Consider the following 19080-nt stretch of genomic DNA (forward strand, 5'->3'; position numbering starts at 1 on the left):
AAAACCGGACCCTCACCTCACGCGGCAACTCCCCAACACCCCGCACCCGCAACACCCACTCACTCAAAGCGTTGCAACCACCCCATGAACCCAAGAGGCCTTCACGGACTTGCCACCCGGACAGGACACCCGGACACTCCTGCCTGCGGTTAGTCCTCTGGATGCGGTGCTCGCACGCGCGACAACCGCATCCGGAGGACGAAACGCGCCGCAAAAGCGCGACCGTGGTCCGCCGGGGCAACTATGCTGGCCGAAGGTGCCCCGGCCGCCTGACCTCCCGACCGAACGGTCCTCCTTGCGCCATGCTCGGAGCGACCGTCGCCCGGCCGCGCCGTGGTCCCGCGCCGGTCGAGGAGGGAAATGGGAGCGACGGCCGTCACGAGTGCCGGTCCGGAGGACGCGCAAGCGGCCCTGGACCGGGTCCTCACCGGATCCGGCGCGATCTGGGTGGTGCACGGACCCGCGGGCAGCGGCCGCAGCACCGTCCTCTCCGGCCTGACCCAGCGCGGACGCCGCTCCGGCGCCGCCGTGCTGCCCGTGCCCGCCGGCCCCGAACCCGAGACCGTCCTGCTCCGGCTGACGACCCAGCTGGTCGAGCTGATCACCGCGCTCGACCGGCCCGAGCTGGTCAGCATGCTCAGCGCCGTCGCGTGGCTCCGTGCCCGGCTGGAGTCGGGCTCCGGCGCCGGACCGCAGACGACGGCCCACGATCTGATCACCGTCCTCGCCACCCTCGCCCCGCGCAGCCGGATCGTGCTGCAGTTCGACGACTTCGACCTGCTGCCGCCGGAGCTCGCCACCGTGCTCACCCTGGTCGCCGAGGGCGCCCGCGCCACCGGGACGGTCACCGTCGCGACCGTGACCGGCCGGGATCCGGCGGGCGGCCCGGTCGGCAAGCTGCTCGCCATCGCCGACGGCACGATCGGCCTCCGCCCGCTGACCGCCGCCGAGACGACGGCGCTGCTGCCCGGCTGGACGACCCGCGCCGGGCGGATCGCGAGCGACCCCGCGTTCGTCACCTCGGTGCGCACCGCGCTCGGGCCGCTGTTCGGCAATCCCGGCACCGTCGGCGCGACGATCGCCGGTCTGCGCGCCACCGGCAGGCTGTCGGTCGTCGACGAGCACGTCTGCCTGATCGGCGCGGGCCCGCCGATCGCGCTGCCCGGCGGACACCCCGAGACGCTCCGGCTGCGACGGCTCGGCCCGGCCGCCCGGCGGCTGGCCGCCGTCATCGCGGTGCTGAGCGAACACAGCGCCCCCACCCTCGAAAGGCTGCACTGGCTGGCGTCCGCGGCGGCGCAGTCGCCGTCCACCGCGGGCCAGGCCCTCGACGATCTGGTCCGGGCCGGGATCCTTCGCACCGGGACCGACGGCGCGGTGGAGTTCGCCGTCCCCGCGCTGGCCGACGGGCTCCGGCTGGCACACGGCACGCGCTGGCGCACCGTCCTGCACCGGAGGATCACGCGGGCCCTCCTCGGACGGCGGCCGGTCGACCCCGCCGAAGTCGCCCCGCATCTGGCCGAGCTTCCGCCGTCGCCGCCGGATCCCGGAACGGCGGAGCTCCTGCTCACCGCGGCCGCGGGCGCGAACACCGATCTGCCGACGGCTCACCGCTATCGGATGGCGGCGCTCCGGCTGCTCGATCCGTCCGGCGACCGGTTTCCCGAAGCGCTCCGGGCCCTGCTCGCGGACAGCCTCGCGGCCGGCGGCTACAGCACGCTGGCCGACGACCTCGCCACCCTCGTCGCGCCGCGGCTCGCCGGCGCCTGGCCGCATCCCCGGCTGTCCGCCACCGTGCTGATGTGCTGGCTCGGCGCGCTCGCCCACGAACAGCGGCTCGCCGAACTCGACGTCGTGCGACCGCTGGCCGCCGAAGTCGCCCGCGCCCTCGGCACCGCTCCCGAATGCCGCCGCCTGCTCGAAGCGGTCAACCGGTCCGACCGGCCGGTGGCCGCCGAAGCGGTGCGGGTGCTCGCGCGCGCTTGCGGCGCCGAGGACGACCGGCTGTTCGCCCTCGGCGCCGGGATCCTGCTGGGCGCGTTGCCCGGCGACGGGGGCAGACCGGCCGAGGAATGGCTGGTACCGCCGGAGATGCCGCCGCACGAGGACGTCGCCGAGTCCGCCGAGGTCCTCGACACGGTGAGCGTGCTGAACGTCCTGCTGCGCGGCCGCTACCAGCCGCCGGCGACCGGCTTCTCGGTCGACTGGCACACGGTCCGGCAGGCCTACCGCGAGGGCGAGTGGGACGCGGCGCTGTCGCTGGCGAGGCGGCTCGAAGGCGACCGGCTGTGGTGGGACCCGCCCCGTCGTCACCGGTTCGCGAGTGTGTTCGCCGCCGAGATCTGCGCCCAGCGCGACCAGCCGGACCGGGCCACGGATTGGTTGCGCCGCTTGCCTTTCCGCACCTCCGCCGACGCCTACGTCGCGTGGGTCCGGTGCCGCCTGCATCAGTCCGCGGGGCGGCACGACGAAGCGATCGCGCGAGGCTGGCAGGACTACACGGACTGCCGCGAACGCGGGGTGCGGGCGGGGATGGAACGTCTGCTCGCCCGGCTCCTGCAAGGGGCGAGACGGCAAGGCGACACCGAGAACGTCACTCGTCTGCTGTCCGAATTGGAGGGTCTCGCCGCCCGCAGCCCGACCGCGTCGGTCCAGGAGGCGGCGCTGGTCTGCGGCGGTCTCGTGCGCGGGGACATGGAATCCGTGCGAGCCGGGGTCAAACTGGCCCGGCAGTCCGGGGACGCGTTCCGGATCGCCGAGGCGTGCACGGCGTTCGGCGAGGTGAGCCCGGTCCCCGGGCCGTCGCTGCTCGAAGCGCACCGGACGTTGCAGCGGCTCGACGCCGTCGCGACGCTGACGTCGGTCGCGGCGCTGCTCGATCAGCACCGGATCGCCTTCTCGCCGGACCGCGTGGACAGGACCGACCGGGCGACGCTGGATCCCTTGGAACGCCACATCGTCGGCCTGATCGCGAACGGTCACACGAACCGGCAGATCGCGGCGGCGCTGCAGGTGAGCGAGAAGCGGATCGAAGCCCGGCTGACGTCGTTGTTCGAGCGCACCGGCAGCCATTCCCGGGTGGAGCTGGCCGCGGCGTGGCTGCAAGGCCGCCTCGGTGTGGGTCAGCGGCCCTGAGCGGATCAGGAACGCCACGGCCGCCTTTGCACCGAGTGTTGCGCAAGTGGCTTTCGCGACGCTCTCCCGCCGGGGCCACGCCCGGCGGAAGGTGATGCCACGCACGAGCCGGGCGATCCTCGCCGATTCCCGGGTACGTCACCCCGCCCGATGACCCCGCATCGCCGCGGCCAGCTGGGCGCGGCCCGTGATGCGCAGCTTGCGGTACGAGCTGGTGAGGTGCTTCTCCACCGCGCGCACGGTGACCTCCAGCAGTTCCGCGATGTCGCGGTTGCGGCGGCCGGACACGGCCAGCTCCACCACCCGCTGCTCGGTCGCGGTCAGCAGGCCGCCGTCCGGCTGGTCCGACGGCTCCGCGGAGCCGGTCAGCCAGCTCGCCCCGCACCCGGCCGCGAGGCTGCGTCCCTCCAGCAGCCGCTCGCGGGCGTCGGGTCCGGTACCGCGTTCCCCGAGCAGGACCAGCGTGCGGGCGAGTTCGAGCCGATCTCCCGAACGGGCCAGGATCTCCGCGGCCTCGCGCAACACCTGGACGGCGTCCTCGTCCCGGTCGAGCAGCGTCGCGCGGATGCGCAGGGCCCGTCCCACCGAAGATGGCGCGCCCCACGACAGCGCCCGGTCGACTTCGCCCTGCGCGACCGCCTCGGCCCGCTTCGGGTCGTCCGTCGCCGCGAGCAGAAGCGCGATCTGCCCTCGCAACGGCAGGAGGACCCGGTTCCCGAACCGCTCCAGCTGGTGCACGCAGTCGAGGAAGTACTCGGCGGCCGCGGTGTGGTTGGCCTCGGTCAGCGCCAGGGTGCCGTGGGCCAGCGACCGCAGCCAGGGGTCGTGCTCGACCTCCAGGTTGTCGACGAGCAGCCGCGCGAGCGCCGGATCCCGTTGCTCCATCGCGATTTCGGCGAGTACGCGCATCGCCGTCATGGTGATCCCGACGCGGCTGGGCCCCGCCGACGTCAGCACCGCCTGCGCCCGGTCCCTGGCGACGCCGAGCAGTCCCGTGGCGGAGGCCACCAGCGCCTGACCCGCCCAGGCGACCAGCGTCGGCAGGTCCGGATCGGCGGCGGGACCGCACGCCGCGGCGAGCCAGGAGTCGACGCCGTCGAGCGAGTCCGCGGCGGCCAGCACCAGCACCGTGAGCGGGAGCGTGGTGTACATCTGGTCCGGTGAACCGGGTTCCCGTTCCAGCACCTGCCGGGCGAGGTCCACAATGGACTCCCGGGGCGCGGTGCCCGCGACGGTCATCAGGTACAGCAGGACGGCGACCAGCTCCCGCTGCGCCGAAGATTCCTGGGCGGGCGCGGGACCGAGCTCGGCCAGCCGGTCCGCCGCCGCGTCCCCGACACCGGGCACGCCTCGCTCGTGGTAGCGAAGCCGGGCCTCCATGCGCAGGGCCGCTTCGGCCGCCTCCGGCCCCGGGACGTCCCGCAGTTCCGCGAGCACCTGCCGGAGACGCCGGACGTCCGCGGCGAAGCGGACCCCGGCCACCACCGGGAGCAGGCCGAGCGCGAAGGCTCGGTCGACCGGGTCCCGCATCAGGCCCAGCGCCTGGTGCAGGTGCCGATGCGCGGCGGGCAGGTCGTAACCGCGTTCGACGGCGGCGAGGTCGACGAGCAGTTCCGCGCGGTCGGCGCCCGGATGCGCCAGCGCGTGCTGCAGGTACTGGGCGGCCGTCTGCGGCGACGAGTTCGCCAGCGCGGCGCTGGCGGCGGTCCGCAGCACGTCCGCGGCCCACGGTTCGGGTTCGGCGACCGTGGCCAGCAGCTGCCGTCCGATCTGCTCGACCGGCCTTCCGTTGCGGTAGAGGACGTTCGCGGCGCGCAGATGCAGCCGGTCCTGTTCCTCCGCGCTCAGCTGATCGGCGACGAGGTCGCCGGCCATCTCCCCGGCGAACCGCAGCAGCCCGTCGGCCGGGGCGTCGACGACGCCCAGCCTGCGCAGCGCGCGCAGCGCCGCGTCGAAGTCCGGCGAGTCGAGACCGGCGAGCTCGGCGAGGACACCGGTCTCGGTCGGTTCGCCGAGCGCGGCCATCGCCTTGGCCACCGCGCGGACGTCGTCCGGCTGGGCGCGCAGGCACCGGGTCAGCCGGGCCGCGGCGGGTGAAGGCCGGAGCGCGGCGAGCTCGGCGGCGGCCGAGGCGACCGGACGCAGGCCGTGCCCGAGCATCGTGTTGACGAGCGCGTCCAGCAGCATCGGCGAACCGCCGGTGCGCGCGTAGCAGGCGTCCGCGAACTCGGGCGCGGGTTCGGCTCCGCACCGGGCGGTCAGATACGCCCGGACGCCGGCCGCCGAGAGCGGGGTGGCGTGCACGGTGCGCGCCGCGGTGCGGGCGATGTCCTTGACCACGATGTCGTCCGCGGAATCGTCGCCCTCCAACAGGGTCGCGACGACGAGGACCCGCAGCCTGCTCATCCGCTTGGCCAGATACGCGAGCCAGCGCGCCGAAGCCGCGTCGGCCCATTGCAGATCGTCCACGAGGAGCGCCACCGGACCGGTGTCACGCACCATTTCGGTGAACAGTTCCAGCAGTTCGTGCAACACGAGGTGAGTGCGGCGGGCGTCGGGAGGGTCGGCGAGGAATTCGCTGTCGGCCCGGACCGCGGTGAGCAGTTCCCCGCGCCGACCGGCTTCCAGCAAGGGTTCCAGCAGCAGCCAGACCACGCCGTGGGCGACGCCTCGCTCCAACGGCGTCGCCGCCGCCCGGACCACGCGCACGCCCCGCGCCGCGGCCTCCTCCCCCGCCGCGTGCAGCAGCGCGGACCGGCCGGCGCCCAGCCCACCGCGGACGACGACGAACTCCCCCGCCCCGGCACGGGCTTCGGCGACCGCTCCGGCGATCGCGGCCAGCTGATCCGCTCGCTCGATCATCACGGCGGCTCAGAGCTCCTTGTCCAGCGCGTCGAACAGCTCCCGCAATTCGGCCCGCCCGGTGACTTCGAGCTGCCGGTAGATCGCGGTGAGCCGGAGCTCGACGGCGCGTTTGCTCACGCCCAGTTCCTCCGCCAGTTCGGCGTTGGAAGCGTTCGAGAGCACGCGGCGGACAAGGTCGGTCGCGGCGGGCGAGAGCGCCCGCCATCGCCGGGAAGCCGTGCGAAAGGACCGCCGCGGCCGGTCGGACAGCCGTTTCCCGAGGTCCGCGATCCGCGACGTCGCCCAGGCGAGCTGGTACGCGGTGGCGAGCCGTTCGGCTTCGCGCAGCAGACGTGGCACACCGCTGGTCTGGCCGCGGTTGAGCTGCGCGCCCGCCAGCAGCAGGAGCGCCTCGACGAGGAGCACCCTGGCGGGCGACTGCTGGAGCGCGTTGACCGCCTGCGTCAGCCGGAACACCGCGTCCTCGGACCGCACCGCGACACCCGCGCTCAGATGAGTCCGCCCGATCGCGGTACGCGTGCCCCAGTTCTGCGCCAGCCGCCATTCCTCGCTGATCATCGCGGCGGCGGTGTGTTCGTCGCCGAGCGCCTGCGCCGCGATGGCGACGTGCGAACGCCACGGCACCAGACCCGGATTCAGCCAGCCCGCCGCGTTCATCCGCCTGCCGCATTCCTGGAACAGGCCCAGCGCCCGCCGATGGCGTTTCAGGTCCAGTTCCAGCAATCCGCGCATGAACAGCAGATACGGCGCGGAGTACAGCGGCCCGCCGTCGCCTGCCGCGTCGACCGCGCGCTGGGCGGCTTCGAGGTCGCCGCGGGTGAGCGCCGCCGCGATCGCGATCGTGCTCAGCGACGCGGAGACCGTCGCGGGCCAGCCGTCCGGCGGACCGGAGGCGGCGGCCTTGGCGAGCGCGTCCTCCGCGGCCTGCACTCGGCCGCGTTGCAGATGGATCCAGGCCTGACCGGTGAGGCCGAGCGCCACCGGCACGCCCGCCCCGGCGGCGCTCGCGTCCGCGATCACCTCTTCGTAGACCGAAAGCGCTTCCAGGACGTCGTCGGTCTGGGTGAAGGTGATGGCCATCGCCAGCCGCGGCGAGAACAGGGTCATGGGTTCGTGCGACGGATCGGCCGCGCGCCTGGCGAGACGGCGGGCCACCCGCCCGTCGCGGCAGGACGTCGTCGCCAGCCAGGACGCGGCGGCCGCCTGCGTGGGGGTCAGCGCGGCCGGGTCGAGGTCCGCCAGGGCGGGGATGCCGTGCAGGGCGGCACCGGCGCCGGTCCCTTCGGCCAGCCAGTGCAACGCCACCAGGTCCGCGCGGTCCCGGTCGTCGACCGCGGCTTCGCTCAGGACGGCCAGTTCGCGCAGCGCGTCGTCCCGGGCCCCTCGCTGCATCATCAAGTCCACAGCGGACAGTCGCGTTCGGACGGTGTCGTCGCCGGAGATCCTGGTGGCCCTGGCCAAGCGCAAGCCGCCGGTGAACGGGCACGACGAAGCCTCGACCGTTTCGAGCTCCAGGCGCAGCCGCGCGGACGTCCCGGGAGGAGCCGGTTCGGCGAGCGCCCGCCGGTAGTACCGGGCGGCCTCGGTGTGGTCCCCGGCCTCGCGACGGCGCAGCGCGGCCGCGTGCAAGGTCTCCAGCGCCCAGGGCTCGCCGACCGGCTGCGAACCGAGCAACAGCCCGGCGACGTCCTCCTCCGGCGCGGCCCGGCGATGCCCGAGTTCCGCGGCCCGGCGGCGGGTTCCCGCCCGCTCGTCCGCGCCGGTGGCGGCCAGTACCCACGTGGCCACCTGGGGGTTCATCGGTTCGGCGGGATCGGTCCCGATCAGGCCGGAATCCGCGAGCACCCGCAAGGCCCGGTTCAGCGGCATGCCGAGCGGGGCGGCGAGCGGCCGCAGGTAGGCCTCGTCGAGGGTGCCGATCGCGGCGATCGTCCGCACCAGCGCGGCGAGATCGGACGGCAGCCGGGCGAGCAGGTCGAGCACGGTGTCGCGGCGGACGTCCGCGGTGATGGCGGTGATCTCCGGGCCGGGACCGGCGGACGATCGGGCGAGCACCTCCGCGAGCAGGGCCGGATTCCCCCGCGTGGCCGCGTAGACCTCCGCCACGGGCAGCCGCGGCGCCGGGACCGCGTGCACCAGTTGCCGGACCGCCGCCTCGCTCAGCGGACGCAGCCGCACGACGTGCCGGTTCTCCCACGGAAGCCCGCCGAGGTACAGCGGCGCGTCGTCGCCGTCCGTGTCCTGCGAACCGGAATGCGCGGCGACGAGCAGCACGGGATCGTTGCCCCGGCGCCGCTGGAGCGCGGCCAGCCAGGCCTCCGACTGCTCGTCGGCCAGGATCAGGTCGTCGACGACGAGCAGGACCGGGCAGCGCCGGGCCGATTCCAGCAGCCGCTGGCAGAGCAGTTCGTGCAGGACGTGCACGTCCGTGCCGTCCGCAAGCGCGGCGTGCAGCCACGGGACGTCCACGAGTTCCGGGATCGAGGCCAGCAACTGGGAAAGGAGCCCGTACGGCAGATCCGCTTCGGTGGCCGAACCCCGCGCGGTGAACACCTGCAGGCCGCGCTCGGCGGCCAGGGACGCGACCTGGTCCAGCAGCGCCGTGCGGCCGCTGCCCGCAGGGCCGAGCACGAGCGCGGAGCCCCCGTGGCCGTGTTCGAGATCCCCGATGAGCCGGGTGAGCAGGCGCAGTTCGGTCTCGCGCTCGACGAGTTCGTCCGCGCCTTCGGCTTCGAGCCGCCGGACCGCGCTCACCGGACGCCTTCGAGGACGGCCGGCCGGTCATCGGTGTGGCCCAGCACCACCGCCAGTTCGGCGCGTCCGGAGATCCGCAGCTTCCGGTACACGCTCGTCAGATGCGTCTCGATGGTCCGGACGGTGACGAAAAGCCGTTCCGCGATGACGCGGTTGCTGACCCCGCGTCCGGCGAGCCGGGCGATGTGCCGTTCGGCCGGGCTCAGCGACGCCAGCGGCGTCACCTCGCTCGGGATGCCTGCCTCGGCGGCGGTCCGCTGGGCACGGCGGAGCAGAAAACGGTCTCCCGTCCGCAGGCTCAGCTCGACGCAACGCCGCAAGCGGGTGCGCGCCGCGGCGGTGTCCCCGGTGTCGACGAGCGCGCGGCCGAGATGGAACTCCGCCAGCGCCTCCTCCAGCCGGGCGGGCGATCCGGCCAGGACGGCCGCCGCCTCCTCGATGAGCCCGATCCGCTCGGGCCCCCGGGTGGCGACCGCGGTCGCGAGCTTGGCCATCCCGATCGCCCGCGGGGTGCCCCAGCGCAAGGCCGGTGCGGCTCCCTCGGCCGCGAGATCGGCGGCCTCCTCGTGACGCCCTTCGCCCGCCAGCAGACAGGCGGCTTCGAACCACCACGGCGCCAGCAGCGGGTTGGCGATGCCGACGTCGGCGAGACTTTCCCCGCAGAGGTGGAAAAGCTTCTGCGCCGCCTCGCGGTCTCCCGCCGCCCAGTGCACCCGGGCGTCGACGAGCTGGAACCACGGGCGCATCACCGTGTGGTCCCACAACTGCGGGGAATCCGCCTCCCGCAACAACTTCATCGCCTTCGAGGTGTCACCCTGCTGGGCCGCGACGGTCGCGAGCGCGATACGCGGCACGACACCGCCGGTGCGTCCCTCCGCACGGCGGCTGAGCGCGTACGCCTGCCCGGCGTCGGCGGCCGCGGTGGCGAGGTCGCCGCACCAATGCCCGAGCAGACCGCGGAAGGCGAGGTACTCGCTGCGCTGCGCCGGGACGAGCTCGATGGCCCTGGTCAGTTCGTCCCTGGCGACGTCGACCTCGTCGGTCAGCAGCAGCGCGAGCACGGCGGAGCTGACGGCCGAATCGTCGGTGGTCGGCGTGTACCCGCGGATCGCGCGCATCGCCCATTCGGCGGCTTCGCGCGGCCGGGTCCCGTCGAGCGCGGCGACCACGGCGCAGACGGCCAGATGCCGGGCGTCCACGACGGCGTCCGCGCCGCCGGAGTTCCGGGGCTGGATCCGGGTGTCGAGCTTCGCCAGACTGTCGCGGTCTTCGATGCCCACCAGGCACAGCAGCCCTTCGAGCTGGCCCCGGAGCTGCTGGTCCATCTCGCCGCCGAGCACGGTGAGGACCCTGTCCAGCACGGTGACCGCGGTCCCGCAGCGGCGGGCGACGAGTGCCGCGCGGCCCAGCTTCACCGCGGCCCTGGCCCGGTCGACGGGATCCTGCTGGAGTTCGAGCGCGCGGCGCAGGAGGTCGAATCCGCTGTCCGGTTCCAGCAGCGCGACCGTCTCGGCGAGCTGGACCGCCAGGCCCGCGTCGGATGGCCTGGCCGCGGCGGCGGGACGGAGGTAGCGCAGCGCGTCCCAGGGCGCGCCCCGGTCGCACGCGCCGCTCGCGGCGTCCCGCAGCAGGTCGACCATCCACGAGTCCAGCTCGGCGAGTTCGAGCAGATGCTCCGCCACCTCCTCCGGCGACCCGGCCGCGTCGCTCAGCAGGATCGCGGCGGTCCGCCGCCACCGGCCCAGTTCGGCGGGTTCGAGAGCGTCGAGCAGGCCGTCCCGGACCGGGTCGTGCCGGAACGAAAAGCCTTCCGCGGCGAGGATGTGCTGGCTGCGCAGCAGTTCGACGGCGGTACCCGCGGTGCGAGCCGGGACCTTGGCCAGCCGGGCGACCAGGGACAGGTCCTGCCCGCCGAGGACCGCGATGGCGGTGGCGACCGTCCTGGCGTAATCCGGGACACCGGCGAAGAGGGAGTGGATCAGCGCCGCTCCCGCCGCGGATCCGGCCACCGGGGCGATCCCGGAGGCGACCTTGCCCAGTTCGTCGAGCATCTCCCGCAGCAGCAACGGATTCCCGCCGGACTGCTCGACGCAGTGCCGGACGAAGGCCTCCCCCGGCTCCGAGCCGACAGCCTCGCGCGCGAGCGAGGCGACGGCCTCCGCGGGCAGCGGGCCGAGATCGAGCACCTCGGTGCCGTACCAGGATTCGAGGTCCGCCAAGCGTTCCGCGGCGCCGTCCGGGCCTTCGGCCGCCGACCGGACCAGGATCATCCGCACCGGCAGCCTGGTCGAATGCCGGGCGAGCAGGCTCAGCCAGCGCACCGTCGGTTCGTCACACCACTGCACGTCGTCGACGGCGAACACGATCGCGGGCTGTTTTCCCGCCCAGTCCGCGAAATCCTCGTACCAGGCGGCGAAGTCCCCCGGATCCGGGACCCGGGCGCCCGCCCGGCGCAGATCCGCGAGCAGTTCCCGGGAGGCCGAGGCCCCTTCGCCGGGCGCTCCGGCGCCCCGGCAGACGACGGTGTCCGTGAGCGTGGCCAGCGCGGCGTCCAGCAGGCTGGACTTGCCGATGCCCGCCTGCCCGCGCACGACGATGACCGAGCCTTCGATGACGGAGCCTTCACCGGACGCGCCAGGGCTCAACCGAGCGGCGAGCCGGCGGAGCTCGTCGTCACGTCCGGCGAGCGCGCGTCCGGGTCTGTTGGCGTCCACCATCTCCGCCTCCCTGTCGTCCCATCGGAGTCGCTGCCGTCACACAGAGCGAACAATCGCTTACGTGCTTCCATCTCATCGTGTGATCGTCTTACCGAATAGAGCGTGCAACCTCGATAAGGGTTATCCCTCACTACAGGGACACCAGGCGCTCAGATGAGCGTGACGCTCGTCGACGAGGGTTTTCGAGCATGGAGCGATGCGGATCAGCACGGCACCGCGCGCGGACCCTGGTGGGTCGAAGGATGACAGAAGTCGCCACAGAAGGAAACAGGGCGTGAATCGAAGAAATCCGCGAGCTTGCTCCCCGATGACCGCCTGGGTTCGCCAGCGCCTGCGATGGCCGCTCAAACGAGCGAAACAGCGTCGCAGGACATTACGAATTCTGCCGAAATACGTGCAACCGAGGTGGCCGTTCACTGGGACCGCACCGTAACCGCACGAGCACGTCACGCTGCGGTCACCCGCCTGTCAGGTCGCGGCCGATCAGCTCGCGCGCCGGGACTCCGGCACCCGCGGCGGCCAGGCCGTCGAGTCCAGCAGGCCCGTCGCGAAGGCCCGCGAAACCAGCTCGACGCGGTTGCGCGCCTTGAACTTCCGCTGGAGCCGGGCGACGTGGTAGTCGATGCCCTGGCGGCTGAGGTAGAACTTGTCGGCCATCTCCAGGCTGGACAGGCCGCTGGCGATCCCCTGGAGGATCTTCGCCTCGATGTCGTTGACCGAGCTCAGCTGCTCGGCGCGGGCGGGCCCCGTCTCGGGGAGCACGGTCAGCAGGATCGCCGTCCCCGGCGCCCGCATCCGGCCCGCCACGATGGTCAGCCGGTCGGCGCCGCCGGAACCGAGCCCGGTGACGCTGCCGCGGAACCGCTGCTCCCAGCCCTCGGCGACCCGGTTCAGCCGGTCGCGCAGGTGGTCGGGACCGGTGGTGACGAGTTCGGGGAACGATTCGCCGAGCACGTCGGCGGGACGGCGACCCAGAAGACGGTAGAAGGCGGCGTTGCCACCACCGAGCCGCAATCCGGCACTGAGCGCCGCCAGCGGCATGTCGGCGACTTCCACGAATTCACTGATGATTCCCGGTCGTGCGGCACGACCCGCGTCGAAAGCCCGCTTGCCGATCGGGGAAATCGTTCGGATGCCGGCCATGGAAAGCCCCCTTCTGCCTGAGCCAAATGTGTCCACCAAAGCCGTCCCTGCCCAAGACTCGGCAAACACTACGAACCGGCTGACGACGGGGTCAACGAATTCCGGAGCAGTTCGTGGCCACCGAACCCACCGTGCGGACGGGCCGTACCGAAGGTTCGGTATCGGGCTCCAGGCCGGAGAATCCTCAGCTCAGCGGCGGATTCGGTGACCGAACCCCCACCGCGGGCCCACACCACGAGGACCGAAAGGCGAATTCCGCGTGAAGAACTTCTCGCGTTTTCGCTCAGTCAAGATAGCACCGAATCCGCCGATGCTTAACATTGATTTAAGGTAGATCTCCGAGCGCGGCGTGAAGCGTGTGACCGGTCATCGGTACACACCCGCCTCGACCTGTCGATCGATCGAATCGCGAGCGGCGGTCATAGCGATCGCTTGACCGGAATCGTACCGTCCACTGTAGACGCCGGAAAGTGACAGGGCCGCCTGGGGTGTTCCACACCCGAGACGGCCCCGCCCGGAATCAGACGATTTCGCGCGTGGTCACCGCGTCTTCGTCCGCGGCCAGTGCGGTGCAGGTGCGCACCCACAGCTCCCAGCCCGCCAGCGCCTGGTTGCAGTTCCAGCCGGTCCACCGGCCCGCCTGCGCGCCCTCGTTGCCGGCGCGGTTGCAGGAGGTTTTGCTGCTCCAGCCTTCACTCACCTTGCGATACGGCGTGCAGGAAGCCGCCGCGACGTCACCCGGCGCGCCGGCCGCGCACGATTCCGCGGTGCTCGCCATCGCCGAACCGGCGGTGAGCACGGACCCCGCCAGAGTCGCCGCGAGAACGGCACCACGGAGCACGAAGCGCTTGTCCATTGACTTTTCCTCACCGCGAGCAAGACCCCACGACCACTCTGGCCGACTTGCCGATGAAGATCAACCTGCTCGTCGGCGGCCCGTCAGCGGGGAGCTGCGTGCGTCACCAGACTTGTGCCCTCTCTCCCCTCGCCCCGGGTGCCTGGGCCGAGCGTCGAGTCCGTGAAGGCCTCCTTGAGGGACCCAGAGTCCCTTAAGGAGGCCTTCACGGACCAGACCCGCGACCGATCGCGACCGGAGCCAGCAGGTGCCTGACAATCCACCCGATCCGGGCCACCGGTCCCAGCTCATGGGCACGGTTGCGCATGCGTGCATCCCAACGGTCCACTCGTCGCTACGCCAACCGGAAGGAAGACCATGTCGGTCACCGACGAGCTCCTGGCCAACAACGCCGATTACGCCGCGCGCTTTTCCGGACCACTTCCCTTGCCGCCCGCCAAACACGTCGCCGTGCTCGCCTGTATGGACGCCCGAATCAACGTCTACGGCGTTCTCGGCCTCCAAGAAGGCGAAGCGCACGTCATCCGCAACGCGGGCGGCGTCGTCACCGAGGACGAGATCCGTTCCCTCGCGATCAGCCAGCGACTGCTCGGCACGCGCGAAATCATCCTCATCCACCACACCGACTGCGGAATGCTGACCTTCACCGACGACGGCTTCAAGGAATCCATCCGGCAGGACGTCGGCGTCAAGCCGCCCTGGGCCGCCGAAGCGTTCAGCGATCTCGACGAGGACGTCCGTCAGTCGATCGAACGCATCAAGAACAGCCCGTTCATCCCCGAGAAGGATTCCGTCCGCGGTTTCGTCTTCGACGTGGCCACCGGGAAACTGACCGAGGTCACTCGCCGATGACCTGCTCCACCTTGCGCTGCAGTTTGTTCATCCCGCCGAGCCAGCGGTCGGTCTGCGTGGCCCGCGCGGCGTAGTAGTCCGCGACCTCGGGATGCGGCAGCACCAGGAAGCGTTCGGCGGCGATGGCCTCGAACAACGCGTCGGCGACCTGCTCCGGCTGGATCGCCGACGCGCCCATCAGCAGTTCGCCCGCGGGACCGGTGTTCTCCAGCATCGCCGTCCGCACGCCCTGCGGGCAGATCGCCTGCACGGTGATGCCGCGATGCCGGTAGGTCGCCGACAGCCATTCGGCGAAGGCGAGCGCGCCGTGTTTGGTCACCGAGTACGACGCCGAACCGAGGCTGGTCAGCAAGCCCGCGGCCGACACCGTCGAGATGAAATGCCCCCGGCCGCGTTCGAGCCACGACGGCAGCAACAGCCGCGACGCCCGCACGTGCGCCATCACGTTGACGTCCCAGATCCGCGCCCAGTCCTCCTCGGGCGCGTCCACGCCACCCATCGGCGCGATCCCGGCGTTCGCGCAGAAGACGTCGATCTCGCCGAGGGTTTCGCGAGCGGCCGCGATCAGCGACGCGACACCCGCTTCGCTCGCGGCGTCACCGGCGACGGCGGTCCCGCCGATCTCCTTCGCGACTTCGGCCGCGGCGTCCCCGTTCAGGTCGCCGACGACGACCCGGGCGCCCTCGGCGGCGAACCGGCGGGCGAGGACGGCGCCGATGCCGCCCCCGCCGCCGGTGACGACGACACCGGATCCGGCGAACGACGCGGTCACAGGCCACCCGCCAGCGTCACGCCGCCGTCGAGGACGACCGTCTGCCCGGTGATCCAGCCCGACTCCTCCGAAAGCAGGAACGACACCGCGCCCGCGATGTCCGCCGGCACGCCGAGTCGCTTCATCGGGTATGACTCCGAGACCTCTTCTTCGCGGCCTTCGTACAGCGCGGTCGCGAACTTGGTCTTGACCACCGCGGGCGCGACGGCGTTCACCCGGATCTTCGGGCCGAGCTCGAAGCCGAGTTCCTTGGTGAGCCGGATCAGCGCGGCCTTGCTGACGCCGTACATGCCGATCCCGGGCGACGCGCCGAGCCCGGCGATGGACGCGACGTTCACCACCGCGCCGCCGTGCTCCCCCATCCACGCGTCCCGCGCGCGGCGGGTCCACGAGAGCGGCGCGAGCACGTTGACGGCGAAGATCTTCGCGGCGGCACCGGGGTCGATGTCCAGGGTCGGCCCGAACACCGGGTTGATGCCGGTGTTGTTGACCAGCATGTCGAGCCGCCCGAAGGTCTCGATCGTCTTGGCGACGGCCTCGTCCTGGTGCTCGGCGTCGTCGGCCTTGCCGGGGACGGCGATCGCGACCGCCTCGCCGCCCAGCTCGGCCACCGCCTCGGCCAGCGGCTCCGGCTTGCGCGCGGTGATGCACACCTTCGCGCCGCGCTCGACCAGGTCCTTGGCGATCCCGAGGCCGATACCCCGGCTGGCGCCGGTGACGATCGCGACGCGATCCTTGAACGAGTGGTTCACTCTGTCGATCTCCTCTTCATTCACTAAGCGAGCGCTCACTTACAATGGGAATGCCCGAAGGTGGTGTCAAGCCCACCATCGGAGTACGAGCGTCTGGGAGGATCTGCGGATGACCATGTCGCTGTCGGCCGAACTGTGGCCCGACGTCCAGCCGGAGACGGCACGCCGTCTGATGCTGGCCGGGGTCGAATCCTTCGCGCGGCGCGGCTACCACGCGACCACGACCCGGGACATCGCCTCGGCGGCAGGCATGAGCCCCGCGGCCTTGTACGTGCACTTCCCGTCCAAGGCCGCGCTGCTGTTCGCGATCTCGAAGTACGGCCACGAGCAGACACTCTCCCTGGTCGAGAGCGTCGTGGCACGCGAGACCGACCCCGTCGAGCGGATCCGGCTGCTGGTCGAGGACTTCGTGGCCTGGCACGCGCGGCGGCACACCGTGGCCCGCGTGGTGCAGTACGAACTGCACGCGCTGCCGGACGAGGAGTTCGAGATCGTCGCGAAACTGCGCCGCCGGATCGAGCAGGTCGTGCGCGAGGTCATCACCGAAGGCTCGCGGACGGGCGTCTTCACCGTCGGCGACCCGCACACCGCCGCGCGCGCCGTGCTCTCGCTCGGCGTCGACGTCTCCCGGTGGTACAGCGACCGCGCCCGCCAGACCCCGAAGAAGCTGGGCCAGGAGTACAGCGAGCTGGTGCTGCGCATGCTCGGCACGAAACTCTCCTGACCAGTACTGATCGACCTCCGTCGGCGATACCGCCACCAGGGTGACATACCAACCGGTCGGTATCGAGAATTACCCGTTGAGACGTTGACCACATACTAAGCGGTTGTTAACTTGCCCGGACCGCACCGCCGCAGCAGCGCCGAGCGAAGGGCACACCGATGGCCGAGAGCGCACCGAACGTCCCCGGAACAGCAGCTGAACCGACGATCACCGTGACCCAGCGCCGGAGGGCCGCCACCGCCGCGGCACTCGCGTCCACGGTCGAGTGGTACGACTATTTCGTCTTCGGGATCGCGGCCGCCCTGGTGTTCGGGAAGACCTTCTTCCCCACCACCAACCCGGCGGCCGGCGTCCTCGCCTCGTTCGCGACCTTCGCGGTCGGCTTCCTCGCCCGGCCGCTCGGCGGGATCATCGCGGGCAGCCTCGGCGACAAACGCGGCCGGAAGCCCGTGCTGGTGCTGGCGATCGCGCTGATGGGCGCGGCGACCACGCTGATCGGCGTACTCCCCACCTACGACACGATCGGCATCGGCGCGCCGATCCTACTGGTCCTGCTGCGGCTCGTGCAGGGTGTCGCGGTCGGCGCGCAGTGGGGCGGCGCGATGCTGCTCGCCACCGAATACGCGCCGCCCGGCAAACGCGGGCTCTACGGCAGCCTCGTCCAGCTCGGTGTCCCGCTCGGCGTGGTGCTGGCGAACACGGTGTTTCTCGTCGCGGCGGAGATCGCCCCGCCGTCCGACTTCCTCACCTGGGCCTGGCGGATCCCTTTCCTGGTCGGCATCCTCGTGCTCGGGCTGGCCTGGTACCTGCACGCCAAGATCGACGAAACGCCGGAATACCGCCGTGCCGCGGCGAAACAGGCCGCCGAGGAACGCGGGCACGCCAAATCGCCGCTGCGCGACATCCTGCGCGACCACAAGGGCACCGTGCTGCTGGCGGGCGGCTCGTTCATGGTCAACACCGCCACCTTCTACATCCTGCTCAACGGCGTCCTCGACTACACCACCCGCCATCTGGGCATGTCGCGGACCACCGTGCTCGTCGCGACCCTGCTCATCAGCACGCTGCAACTGGCGATCATCCCGTTGTCGGCGAAGCTGTCCGACCGGATCGGCAGGCTCAAGATCTACACCTTCGGCGCCGCCGGGATCGCGCTCTGGGCGATCCCGATGTTCCTGCTGATCGACACGGCTTCGCTGCCGCTGCTCGTGATCGCCTCGTTCGTCGGGTCGATGTTCCTGGGCATCATGTACGGCCCGCAGGCGGCGCTGTTCGCCGAGCTGTTCACCGCCGAGATGCGCTACACCGGCGCGTCTCTCGGCTATCAGATCAGCGCTGTCGTCGGCGGTGGACTCGCGCCGTTCATCATGGTGCTGTTGCTGGAATCCACCGGCACCTCGATGTCGGTCTCGCTCTACATCATCGTGCTGGCCCTGATCTCGCTCGGCTCGATCGCGCTGCTGGCCAAGCGCGCCAAACGCGGGACACAGTCCACTTCGGACTCACTCGACCGCTCGCGTGAAGCGGTCGGCGACCAGCCGTAGCCGCTCCTTGACCTCGTCCGGCGCTTCCTCGACGACGAAGTCGACGTCCCATTGGGCGAAGTAGACCGGCACCACGGAAAGGTTGTTGGAGCCGACGCGGACCCGGCTGGTGCGCTCGTCGATGGCCTCGACCGTCCCGACGGTCGGGGGCACGTATTCGGCGAGCGCCTCCGCCGAGGCGTTCACCCGCAGCACCATCTGATGCGGGTACGGCGACGACGAGATCCCGCGGGAGACGTACGCCGCGAGGTCCTCGGCGGGCGGTTCCCTCGGCGTGAAGCGGAAACTGGTGTCCGGGACGCCGTCGATCCGGTCGAGGCGGAAGGTGCGCCAGTCGTCGCGGTCGAGGTCGAACGCGACGAGGTACCAGCGGCGTCCGGTGTGCACGAGACGCAACGGCTCGACCCGGCGCTCACTGACGTCGCCGTTGTAGCCGCTGTACCCGAACCGGAGCCGCTGATGGTCGCGGCACGCGGAGGCGATGACCGTCAGCGCTTCCGCGTCGATGATCGGGCCGGCGCCGCCGAGCGGGATCATCGCGGTGTTCAGCGCGGCCACCCGATGCCGCAGCCGGGCGGGCAGCACCTGCTCCAGCTTCGTGAGCGCGCGCACCGAGGTCTCCTCGATGCCCGAGACCGTCCCGTTCGCGGCCGTGCGGAGCCCGACGGCGACCGCGACGGCTTCGTCGTCGTCCAGCAGCAGCGGCGGCAGCGCGGCCCCCGCGCCGAGCCGGTAGCCGCCCGCGACGCCGGGGGTGGCGTGCACCGGGTAGCCCAGCTCCCGCAGCCTCTCGACGTCGCGCCGGACCGTGCGGACGTCGATCTGAAGCCGGTCCGCCAGGTCCCCGCCCGGCCAGTCGCGCCGCGCCTGGAGCAGGGAGAGCAGCCTCAGCAGCCGTGCCGACGTGCCCGTGGTCATCGGTTCGCTCGCTTCATGGCGGTGAGTCTGGCAGACATCGAGGACAGG

12 protein-coding genes are annotated in these 19080 nt (G+C 71.9%); 4 read left to right on the top strand and 8 right to left on the bottom strand.

Annotated features, from left to right (window positions below):
- Positions 1–360: 360 nt before the first annotated feature.
- Positions 361–3135 carry an AAA family ATPase gene (locus tag AB0N89_RS33470; RefSeq protein WP_364213117.1) on the top strand — a complete coding sequence of 925 codons (2775 nt, stop codon included), beginning with the start codon at positions 361–363 and terminating at the stop codon, positions 3133–3135.
- A gap of 138 nt (positions 3136–3273) precedes the next feature.
- Here the strand turns inward: AB0N89_RS33470 and AB0N89_RS33475 are convergent, their stop codons facing one another.
- The 5 genes from AB0N89_RS33475 to AB0N89_RS33495 form a co-directional block, all read right to left on the bottom strand.
- Positions 3274–5997, bottom strand: a complete 2724-nt coding sequence (locus tag AB0N89_RS33475; RefSeq protein WP_364213205.1) for an AAA family ATPase — start codon at positions 5995–5997, stop codon at positions 3274–3276.
- Positions 5998–6006: 9 nt separating this feature from the next.
- Positions 6007–8754 carry an AAA family ATPase gene (locus AB0N89_RS33480; protein WP_364213120.1) on the bottom strand — a complete coding sequence of 916 codons (2748 nt, stop codon included), beginning with the start codon at positions 8752–8754 and terminating at the stop codon, positions 6007–6009.
- The gene (locus AB0N89_RS33485) at positions 8751–11471 is read right to left on the bottom strand and encodes an AAA family ATPase (RefSeq protein WP_364213123.1); all 2721 of its coding nucleotides are present in this window, start codon (positions 11469–11471) and stop codon (positions 8751–8753) included. Before AB0N89_RS33485 ends, AB0N89_RS33480 begins: the two co-directional genes overlap by 4 nt.
- A gap of 483 nt (positions 11472–11954) precedes the next feature.
- Positions 11955–12614, bottom strand: coding sequence for a LuxR C-terminal-related transcriptional regulator (locus AB0N89_RS33490; protein ID WP_364213126.1), 660 nt, complete (start codon positions 12612–12614; stop codon positions 11955–11957).
- A 520-nt stretch (positions 12615–13134) separates the two neighbouring features.
- On the bottom strand, positions 13135–13470 hold the full coding sequence (locus AB0N89_RS33495; protein ID WP_364213129.1) for a hypothetical protein: 336 nt from the start codon (positions 13468–13470) through the stop codon (positions 13135–13137).
- A 357-nt stretch (positions 13471–13827) separates the two neighbouring features.
- Here AB0N89_RS33495 and AB0N89_RS33500 point away from each other — a divergent pair, with 357 nt between their 5' ends.
- On the top strand, positions 13828–14322 hold the full coding sequence (locus AB0N89_RS33500; protein WP_364213131.1) for a carbonic anhydrase: 495 nt from the start codon (positions 13828–13830) through the stop codon (positions 14320–14322).
- On the opposite strand, the gene AB0N89_RS33505 is transcribed toward AB0N89_RS33500, so the two are convergent.
- Positions 14309–15094 (bottom strand): SDR family oxidoreductase, encoded by a 786-nt coding sequence (locus tag AB0N89_RS33505; RefSeq protein WP_364213134.1) that lies wholly within the window; start codon positions 15092–15094, stop codon positions 14309–14311. The two genes, AB0N89_RS33500 and AB0N89_RS33505, sit on opposite strands and share 14 nt — an antisense overlap.
- Entirely contained in the window at positions 15091–15846 is a 756-nt protein-coding gene (locus tag AB0N89_RS33510) for an SDR family oxidoreductase (protein ID WP_364213137.1), read from the bottom strand. Before AB0N89_RS33510 ends, AB0N89_RS33505 begins: the two co-directional genes overlap by 4 nt.
- A 109-nt stretch (positions 15847–15955) precedes the next feature.
- Between AB0N89_RS33510 and AB0N89_RS33515 the strand changes: the two genes are divergently transcribed.
- Entirely contained in the window at positions 15956–16570 is a 615-nt protein-coding gene (locus AB0N89_RS33515; protein ID WP_364213140.1) for a TetR/AcrR family transcriptional regulator, read from the top strand.
- Positions 16571–16728: 158 nt separating this feature from the next.
- Entirely contained in the window at positions 16729–18114 is a 1386-nt protein-coding gene (locus AB0N89_RS33520) for an MFS transporter (protein ID WP_364213143.1), read from the top strand.
- On the opposite strand, the gene AB0N89_RS33525 is transcribed toward AB0N89_RS33520, so the two are convergent.
- Entirely contained in the window at positions 18073–19032 is a 960-nt protein-coding gene (locus AB0N89_RS33525; protein ID WP_364213146.1) for a YafY family protein, read from the bottom strand. The genes AB0N89_RS33520 and AB0N89_RS33525 overlap by 42 nt on opposite strands.
- Positions 19033–19080: the final 48 nt, after the last annotated feature.

Origin of the sequence: Amycolatopsis sp. NPDC089917 (assembly GCF_040684635.1) — a bacterium.
Lineage (GTDB): Bacteria > Actinomycetota > Actinomycetes > Mycobacteriales > Pseudonocardiaceae > Amycolatopsis.

Coding starts and splice junctions, on each gene's coding strand:
- AB0N89_RS33470 (WP_364213117.1), top strand. CDS start 361: ATGGGAGCGACGGCCGTCACGAGTGCCGGTCCGGAGGACGCGCAAGCG.
- AB0N89_RS33475 (WP_364213205.1), bottom strand. CDS start 5,997: ATGATCGAGCGAGCGGATCAGCTGGCCGCGATCGCCGGAGCGGTCGCC.
- AB0N89_RS33485 (WP_364213123.1), bottom strand. CDS start 11,471: ATGGTGGACGCCAACAGACCCGGACGCGCGCTCGCCGGACGTGACGAC.
- AB0N89_RS33490 (WP_364213126.1), bottom strand. CDS start 12,614: ATGGCCGGCATCCGAACGATTTCCCCGATCGGCAAGCGGGCTTTCGAC.
- AB0N89_RS33495 (WP_364213129.1), bottom strand. CDS start 13,470: ATGGACAAGCGCTTCGTGCTCCGTGGTGCCGTTCTCGCGGCGACTCTG.
- AB0N89_RS33500 (WP_364213131.1), top strand. CDS start 13,828: ATGTCGGTCACCGACGAGCTCCTGGCCAACAACGCCGATTACGCCGCG.
- AB0N89_RS33515 (WP_364213140.1), top strand. CDS start 15,956: ATGACCATGTCGCTGTCGGCCGAACTGTGGCCCGACGTCCAGCCGGAG.
- AB0N89_RS33520 (WP_364213143.1), top strand. CDS start 16,729: ATGGCCGAGAGCGCACCGAACGTCCCCGGAACAGCAGCTGAACCGACG.
- AB0N89_RS33525 (WP_364213146.1), bottom strand. CDS start 19,032: ATGACCACGGGCACGTCGGCACGGCTGCTGAGGCTGCTCTCCCTGCTC.